This window comes from Macromonas bipunctata, from assembly GCF_002837135.1.
In the GTDB taxonomy this organism is placed as follows: Bacteria; Pseudomonadota; Gammaproteobacteria; order Burkholderiales; family Burkholderiaceae_C; genus Macromonas_A; species Macromonas_A bipunctata.
In genome coordinates, this window is record NZ_NWBQ01000015.1 from 1 (window position 1) to 7,452 (window position 7,452).

A 7,452-nucleotide genomic window follows, 5' to 3' on the forward strand; every position below is an offset into this window, starting at 1 on the left:
CGGTGAAATATCCGGGCTAGAATCCGCGCCACGGGTTTAGCAGCCCGACTTGAGAAAGCGCAACCGCCACGCCGCCCCCACTGGGCCGTGGTGTTCATCTTCTTGATGCCTCTCATGCGTTGCGCGCATGGCGCCGTTTTTTGGGTCGGGCCATGCGGGGAAGCCGCAAGGCTTGCCGGCTCTTTCTCACCGGTCTGCTAACCCCGCATGTGCCTGCCCACCACCGTTTAGCAGCGGTGTTGGACAGTTTTTCGACTGTTTGAGAAAGAGCCTCATCATGGCTGACACCTGCACGCCCGTAGCCGCGCCCCGGCCGCAATACATCAACCTCGACCTCGTGCGGCACGTCCTGCAGCACCGCCTGCTCTCGGGCGCCAGCCGCTGGATCCTGTTCACCATCGCCAGCCACGCCGACGCGCGCCAGCGCCAGTGCTTTTGCAGCCTCGACACCCTGGCGCGCGAAAGCGGCTGGTCGCGCCGCAGCGTCATGCAGCACATTGCGCGCCTGCTGCAGCAAGGCTACCTGCGCCTGACGGGCATGCACCGCAGCGGCACCTGCATCTACCAGGTGCAACTGGAGCGGCTGCTGGCGGCAGGCACGCCCGCTCCCCACGCCACGCCCACCCCAGCGGCGCCGCAACAGCAGCCAGTCGCGCCCCCGCCAGTGCCCCAGCTCCCCGGGGCAGAAGTTGCCTGCCCCCCGTGCAGGATCTGCCTGCCCCCGGTGCCAACATTGCCCCCGAAGAAGGGATTGAACAAGGGCTTGAACAACAGGGGGAGGAAGAAGGCGCGCGCGACACCCCAGCGGCCACCGTCCGTCCTTCCGTGTTTGAAATCGCCCGGCAAGCCCTGCCGCAACCACGGCAACCACAGCAGCCACCATCACCGGCAGATGCCACACCTGCCACGCCAGCGGCACTTGCAACCCCCGCAGCAGCGGCCATCAGCGCCGACACCATTGGCCTGCTCAACGCCCAGCGCCAGCGCAACGGCAAGGACCCGCTGTGCCACCGCGACATCGTGCAAATTGGCACCGAAGCCGCCCAGGCGGGCATCACCCCCTTGGCCGCCGCGCAGTGGATACTGGCCAAGCCGCAGCGCAACTTCTTCCGCGCCAGTTTCTACACCCCGCCCGCCACGCCTGCGCCGCCCAGCGCCGCCGCCGCCGCAACGCGTGCCACCGCCCAGCAGCAAGACCCGCCCGCCCCGCCTGCTCCACCCACGCCCGAAGAGCTGGCCGCCCAGGCCCGCAACCGCGAGGCCGGGCTGGCGCACATCCGCGCATGCCTGGCCAAGATGCCCGCTCCCAGCGCCCAGCCCATTGCCACGCCGCACCCCGGCACCACCCCCAACGTCCGCTGGGCCCACCAGGCGCTGGAGCTGCTGGCCAGCGGCCAACCCGTGAGCCGCTACCGCCTGCACAGCGCCTGCGAAGTGCTGGGCATCCACCCGCGCACGGTGCGGCCTTGCGCCGCATAAGCCTCAGCCCAGCGCCGTGGCCGCTTGCAGCAGTTGCTGCACCAGCGGGTGGCCCACCTTGCGCTCGGTGCTGATGGCGTAGTAGTGCTCCTCCACGCCCTCGCACACGCCCAGCAGGCGCGCTTGCAGGCGCTGCTCCAGGTCGGCCTGCACCGCCAGCGCGGCCGGGAACACGCCCAGCCCGCTGCCGCCAAAGGTTTCGAGCAAGGCGCTGTCCTCGAACTCGCCGGCCACGCGCGGGCGCAGGTGGTGCTGGTTGAGCCACACGTCCAGCCGCGCGCGCACGCTGGAGTGCGCCGTGGGCAGCAGCACCGGCAGCTGCGCCAGTTGCGCCGGAAAACCCCCGCCCCGCTGCTGTGCCACCTGCCACCACTGCGGCGGCGCGTACCAGCCCATGCCGCTGGTGCCCAGCGGGTGGCTGTGGACCTTGAGGTGCGGGTTGAACGGCGCCGGGTGGTCGGCCAGCACCACGTCCAGCCGGTGCAGCGCCAGGTCGGCCAGCAGGTCGGGCATCTCGCCTTCGTGGCACAGCAGGCGCAAGTCCGGCGTGCCCAGCACGGGTTGCAGCAGGCGCTGCACCACCAGCTTGGGCAGGCCGTCGGCAATGCCCACCGCCAGCCGCACGGCGTGGTTCTGTGCTGCCACGCGCACCGCGTCGGGCAGGGCTTCGCCGAGCTGGAAGATCTGCTCGGCCTGGCGCAGGGCGGCCACCCCGGCGTCGGTCAGGGCCAGGCCGCGCCCGGCGGGCTTGAGCAGCTGGCAGCCCAGGTCGTGCTCGAGTTCGCGCACTTGCGCGCTGATGGTCTGCGCCGCCAGGTTGAGACGTTCGGCGGCGCGCGACATGCCGCCTTCCTTGGCCACGGTCCAGAAGTAGTACAGGTGTTTGTAGTTGAAGGCCAGGCTCATGCAGCGGCTCGTTTCTCAGGTTTTGGGGGAAGGACGTTCTTAAAGCGTCTGGTTTTACGGGAATCCGGATTGTGCTATCTTGTCCCGGTGGCGGGCCTGTTCCCGCAGTTTTTTTCTGGAGAAAGCCCCATGAGCTCGTTGTTCAATTCCACCCCCGCCCCCGTCAGCAGCGCTGGCTGGGGCCGCACCGTTGCCACGCACAAGGTGTTGCGCAACACCTACGCGCTGCTGTCGATGACGCTGCTGTTCAGCGCGGCGGTGGCGGCGCTGGGCGTGGCGCTCAAGCTGCCGTCGCCGGGCATCATCCTCACGCTGGTGGGCTACTTTGGCCTGCTGTTCCTCATCAACAAGGTGCAGAACAGCGGCTGGGCCATTCCGGCGGTGTTTGCGCTCACCGGCTTCATGGGCTACACGTTGGGGCCGGTGCTGTCGGCGCAGCTGGCGCTGCCCGGTGGCGGCCAGACCATCGCGCTGGCGCTGGGCGCCACGGGCGTGACGTTCTTCAGCCTGTCGGCCTGGGTGCTGGCCACGCGCAAGGACTTCAGCTTCATGGGCGGCTTCCTGTTCGCGGGCATGGTGGTGGCGTTGCTGGCGGGGCTGGCGGGCGTGTTCCTGCAAATCCCGGCCCTGAGCCTGGCGGTGTCGGCCATGGTGGCGCTGCTGTCGGCGGGCCTGATCCTGTTTGAGACCAGCCGTATCGTCAACGGTGGCGAGACCAACTACGTCATGGCCACGGTCAGCCTGTTCGTGTCGCTGTTCAACCTGTTCACCAGCCTGCTGAGCCTGTTTGGCTACGGCAACAACGACTGATCTTGCCCAGGAGCCCCGCCATGAAATGCCCCAACTGCCGCGACGTGACGCTGGTGATGACCGAGCGCCAGGGCGTCGAGATCGACTACTGCCCGCAGTGCCGGGGCGTGTGGCTCGACCGTGGCGAGCTGGACAAGCTCATCGAGCGCGGCGCGTTGACCCAGCAGCCACCCGCGCCCGCCCAGCCGCCGCAAGGCTACGCCCAGCACATCCCGCCGCCGCAGGCGCCGCAGCAAGGCTACCGCCCGGGGCTGTTCGATGCGCCCCAGCAGCAGCGCCACCAGCAGCATCAGCATCAGCAGCCCTACCCACCGCAGCCCCAGCAGCAGCCGTACCCGCCACAACAACGCTACCCCGACGACGGTTACTACCGCCAGCGCAAGCGCAAGTCGTGGCTGAGCGAGATCTTTGACGACTGAGCATCCGCTCCGCGCATGCGTGCGTGATCGCGGATCGACCCAGGCCCTGGCCTGGGTTTTTTCATGGCGTGGTGCCATCGGGCACAATTTGGCCACCATGCACAGTGCCGTCTTTCCCGCGTTGCCCGATGATGATGTGCCCGGCGCATCGCCCCCCCGCCCTGGGGCCGCTGCCGCCAAGCCCTTGTCGGCGCCGCAAAAAGCGTTGCGCAAGCTCGGGCTGTTGCGCCCGATCGACCTGGCCCTGCACCTGCCGCTGCGCTACGAGGACGAAACCCGCATCACCCCGCTGCGCCTGGCGCGCGAGGGCGAGGTGGTGCAGCTCGAAGGCGTGGTCACGTCCAGCGAGGTGACGCTGGGCGGCAAGCGCCAGCTGTTGGTCGTGTTGGACGACGGCACCGGCAGCTGCACCCTGCGTTTCTTCAACTTCTACCCCGCGCAGCAAAAGAGCCTGAGCCCTGGTGCGCGCATCCGGGCCCGGGGCGAGCTGCGTGGCGGCATGTGGGGCTGGACCATGCTGCACCCGGTGTGCCGCGTGGCCGGCGGCGAGCTGCCCCAGGCCTTGACGCCCGTGTACCCCACCAGCGCGGGCTTGCCCCAGCCCTACTTGCGCCGCGCCGTGCTGGGCGGGCTGGAGCGGGCCGATCTGGCCGAAGTTCTGCCGCCCGAGGCGCTGGCCGCCTGCCCTGGCCTGCGCCTGCGGGGCAAGGCTGGCGCCACCAGCCCGGCGTGGACCTTGCGCGATGCGCTCACCTTCTTGCACCACCCCACGCCCGACACCGCGCTGGAGGCGCTGGAAGACCGCAGCCACCCCGCCTGGCAGCGCCTCAAGGCCGAGGAACTGCTGGCGCAGCAGCTCTCGCAACACCAGGCGCGGCAGGAACGCGCCCATCTTCAAGCCCCCGCTTTGCCCACCCGCAGTGGTGGTTTGCACGAGCAACTGCTGGCGGTGTTGCCGTTCCAGCTCACCGCCGCGCAACAGCGCGTCAGCGCCGAGATTGCCACCGACCTGGCCCGCGCCGTGCCCATGCACCGCCTGCTGCAAGGCGATGTGGGCAGCGGCAAGACCGTGGTGGCGGCGCTGGCGGCCACCGTGGCCATCGATGCCGGCTGGCAATGCGCGCTGATGGCGCCGACCGAAATCCTGGCTGAACAGCACTTCAGCAAACTGGTGGACTGGCTCACACCTTTGCTGGCCCCGCTGGGCAAAAGCGTGGCCTGGCTCACCGGCAGCCAAAAAAAGAAGCAGCGCACGGCCATGCTGGAGCGCATTGCCAGCGGCGAAGCCGCGCTGGTGGTAGGCACGCACGCCGTCATCCAAGAACAGGTGCAATTCCACAACCTCGCGTTGGCGCTGATCGACGAACAGCACCGCTTTGGCGTGGCCCAGCGCCTGGCCTTGCGCGACAAGCTGCGCACCACCGGCCTGGAGCCCCACCTGCTGATGATGAGCGCCACGCCCATTCCGCGCACGCTGGCCATGAGCTACTACGCCGACCTGGATGTGTCCACTATCGACCAGCTGCCGCCGGGACGCACGCCCATCGTCACCAAGGTGGTGTCGGACAGCCGCCGCGACGAACTCATCGCCCGCATGGCGGCCCAAGTGGCGCAGGGGCGGCAAGCCTACTGGGTGTGCCCGTTGATCGAGGAAAGCGAGGCACTCGATCTCAACCACGCCACCGCCACCCACGCCGACGTGTCGCTGGCGCTGGACGGCGTGCGCCGCCCCGATGGCACGTTGGCGCAGGCCGGGCTGCTGCACTCGCGCCTGTCGTCGGCGGACAAGAAAGCCGTCATGGCCGCCTTCAGCGCGGGCGAGCTGGCGGTGCTGGTCAGCACCACCGTGATCGAGGTGGGGGTGGACGTGCCCAACGCCTCGCTGATGGTGATTGAGCACGCCGAACGCTTTGGCTTGAGCCAACTGCACCAGCTGCGCGGGCGGGTGGGGCGGGGCGCGGCCGCCTCGGCGTGTGTGTTGCTGTACAGCACCAACGAGGCCGGACGCTTGAGCGACACCGCGCGCGACCGCCTCAAGGCCATGGCCGAGACCAACGACGGCTTCGAGATCGCCCGGCGCGACCTCGACATCCGCGGCCCCGGCGAATTCCTGGGCGCGCGCCAGTCCGGTGCCGCCATGCTGCGCTTTGCCGACCTGGCCACCGACACCCACCTGCTGGAGTGGGCGCGCGACTGGGCGCCGCAGCTGCTGCAACGCTGGCCCGAACGCGCGCAGCGCCACATCGACCGCTGGCTGGGCAGCAAATCCGACTACCTCAAGGCCTGACGCCAGCGTGGCCGTGTGGCCGCTTCGGTCAAAATGGCGGCTACCGGCAAACCAGGCCGGGCCATGCCGCCGTAAAGCGCCATCAAAAAGGTCTTTTGCCACGATGGGACGCCTGCGACGGCTTTATGATGGAAGCCCCTTCATGCGCCCGCACAACCACGGCCTGCAACCACAAATGTTATGAGTGTGACCCCAACCGCAACCCCCAGCCCCGTCGCCAGTGGCAGCGTGCCCATGCAGCACGCCACCGGCAAGGTGGTGGCCATCACCAGCGGCAAGGGCGGCGTGGGCAAGACCTTTCTGTCGGCCAACCTGGCGGCGGCGCTCACGCGCTTTGGCCTCAAGGTGCTGGTGCTCGACGCCGACCTGGGTCTGGCCAACCTGGACGTGGTGCTCAACCTCTACCCCAAGTTCACGCTGCACGACGTGTTTGCGGGCAAGGTGGGGCTGGACGACGCCATCGTCAAGGCGCCGGGCGGCTTCTCGGTGCTGCTGGCGGGCTCGGGGCTGGTGGAGTACTCGCGCCTCACGCCCGAGGTGCGGGCCGACTTCATGAAGCTGATGTCCGACATCGTGCCGCGCTTTGACGTGGTGCTGCTCGACACCGGCGCGGGCATCTCCGACGTGGTGCTGTTTGCGCTGTCGCTGGCCTCCGAGATCTTGCTGGTGGCAACGCCCGAGCCCACCTCGCTGACCGACGCCTACGCCACCATCAAGGTGCTGGCCGCGCAGCAGCAGCGCCAGCACGTGCGCCTGATCGTCAACCAGGCCGTGCGTCCGGGCGACGGCAAGAACATCACCGCCCAGCTGCAGCAGGTGCTCAACCGCTTCATGGTGCAGGCCAAGCCCGCCCCGGCCGCGCCCGGCACACCCGCTGCGCCGGGGCGCCCCATCCGCCTGATCCACATGGGCGACATTCCGGCCGACCAGGCCGTCAAGGACGCCGTGATGCGCCGCCAGCTGCTGATGCTGCACGCGCCGGGCTCGCCCGCCGCCATTGCGCTGGGCCTGATTGCGGGGCGGCTGCAAGACACCGTCATCATGCCCGACCGGCTCTGACGCCCCTTTTTTGCCCCTGGCCTTGGAGCCTTCAGCCATGCTGTACCGTTTTCAGTCCCACGCCACGCCCGACCTGCTGATGTTGGAGCCGGTGGGGCGCCAGGTGCTCAAGCTCTGGGGCAAGGCGCCCGAGCAGCCCGGCATCCTGCGCGCCGCCGACATGCCGCAGGCCATCGCGCAGCTGCACGCCGCCGTGGCCGCCGAGGAGGCCGAGGCCCAGCGCCGCCAGCAGGCACAACAGCAGGCCGCAGCGCAAGCCGCTGCCGCGTCGCCCGAGGCCAGCCCCGCCAACGCGCCCGCCGCCCACGCCGAACCCGGCCCCGATGATGCCGAAGCCAACGCATCGCCCTGGGCCAGCCCGGTGCCGCTGCGCGCGCGGGTGGTGCCGTTGCTCGACGTGCTGCAACGCTGCATGGCCGAAGGCGCCGACCTGGTGTGGGGCGTCTAGCCCGGATATTTCACCGTAGATCTCCCCGTTGCCTCTTTTATCAC

At 69.3% G+C, this 7,452-nt stretch carries 7 protein-coding genes and 1 pseudogene; 7 read left to right on the forward strand and 1 reads right to left on the reverse strand.

What is annotated here, in order from left to right; all coding sequences use genetic code 11:
- Window positions 1–277: 277 nt before the first annotated feature.
- A pseudogene (locus CON76_RS13790) lies at window positions 278–466 on the forward strand (hypothetical protein); the annotation flags it as partial.
- 236 nt (window positions 467–702) lie between these two features.
- Window positions 703–1,479 carry a hypothetical protein gene (locus CON76_RS13445; protein ID WP_240592725.1) on the forward strand — a complete coding sequence of 259 codons (777 nt, stop codon included), beginning with the start codon at window positions 703–705 and terminating at the stop codon, window positions 1,477–1,479.
- A 3-nt stretch (window positions 1,480–1,482) separates the two neighbouring features.
- Here the strand turns inward: CON76_RS13445 and CON76_RS02310 are convergent, their stop codons facing one another.
- Window positions 1,483–2,385: a LysR family transcriptional regulator gene (locus CON76_RS02310; protein WP_101101696.1), complete on the reverse strand. Its 903-nt coding sequence runs from the start codon at window positions 2,383–2,385 to the stop codon at window positions 1,483–1,485.
- Window positions 2,386–2,514: 129 nt separating this feature from the next.
- On the opposite strand from CON76_RS02310, the gene CON76_RS02315 reads away from it, so the two are divergent.
- The 5 genes from CON76_RS02315 (at window position 2,515) to CON76_RS02335 (ending at window position 7,408) form a co-directional block, all read left to right on the forward strand.
- Window positions 2,515–3,195 (forward strand): Bax inhibitor-1/YccA family protein, encoded by a 681-nt coding sequence (locus tag CON76_RS02315; RefSeq protein ID WP_101101698.1) that lies wholly within the window; start codon window positions 2,515–2,517, stop codon window positions 3,193–3,195.
- Window positions 3,196–3,215: 20 nt separating this feature from the next.
- Window positions 3,216–3,614 (forward strand): TFIIB-type zinc ribbon-containing protein, encoded by a 399-nt coding sequence (locus tag CON76_RS13795; protein ID WP_101101700.1) that lies wholly within the window; start codon window positions 3,216–3,218, stop codon window positions 3,612–3,614.
- Between the two features lie 97 nt (window positions 3,615–3,711).
- On the forward strand, window positions 3,712–5,901 hold the full coding sequence (gene recG / locus CON76_RS02325) for an ATP-dependent DNA helicase RecG (protein ID WP_101101708.1): 2,190 nt from the start codon (window positions 3,712–3,714) through the stop codon (window positions 5,899–5,901).
- Between the two features lie 180 nt (window positions 5,902–6,081).
- A complete protein-coding gene (locus CON76_RS02330; protein ID WP_101101702.1) occupies window positions 6,082–6,960 on the forward strand; it encodes a MinD/ParA family protein in 879 nt (292 codons plus the stop codon).
- Window positions 6,961–6,997: 37 nt separating this feature from the next.
- Window positions 6,998–7,408: a DUF1840 domain-containing protein gene (locus CON76_RS02335; RefSeq protein WP_101101704.1), complete on the forward strand. Its 411-nt coding sequence runs from the start codon at window positions 6,998–7,000 to the stop codon at window positions 7,406–7,408.
- The last annotated feature ends 44 nt before the right edge of the window (window positions 7,409–7,452 follow it).

Excerpts from the sequence above, each read along its gene's own strand:
- recG (WP_101101708.1), top strand. The coding sequence starts at position 3,712 with ATGCACAGTGCCGTCTTTCCCGCGTTGCCCGATGATGATGTGCCCGGC.
- CON76_RS02330 (WP_101101702.1), top strand. The coding sequence starts at position 6,082 with ATGAGTGTGACCCCAACCGCAACCCCCAGCCCCGTCGCCAGTGGCAGC.
- CON76_RS02335 (WP_101101704.1), top strand. The coding sequence starts at position 6,998 with ATGCTGTACCGTTTTCAGTCCCACGCCACGCCCGACCTGCTGATGTTG.
- CON76_RS02315 (WP_101101698.1), top strand. The coding sequence starts at position 2,515 with ATGAGCTCGTTGTTCAATTCCACCCCCGCCCCCGTCAGCAGCGCTGGC.
- CON76_RS13795 (WP_101101700.1), top strand. The coding sequence starts at position 3,216 with ATGAAATGCCCCAACTGCCGCGACGTGACGCTGGTGATGACCGAGCGC.
- CON76_RS02310 (WP_101101696.1), bottom strand. The coding sequence starts at position 2,385 with ATGAGCCTGGCCTTCAACTACAAACACCTGTACTACTTCTGGACCGTG.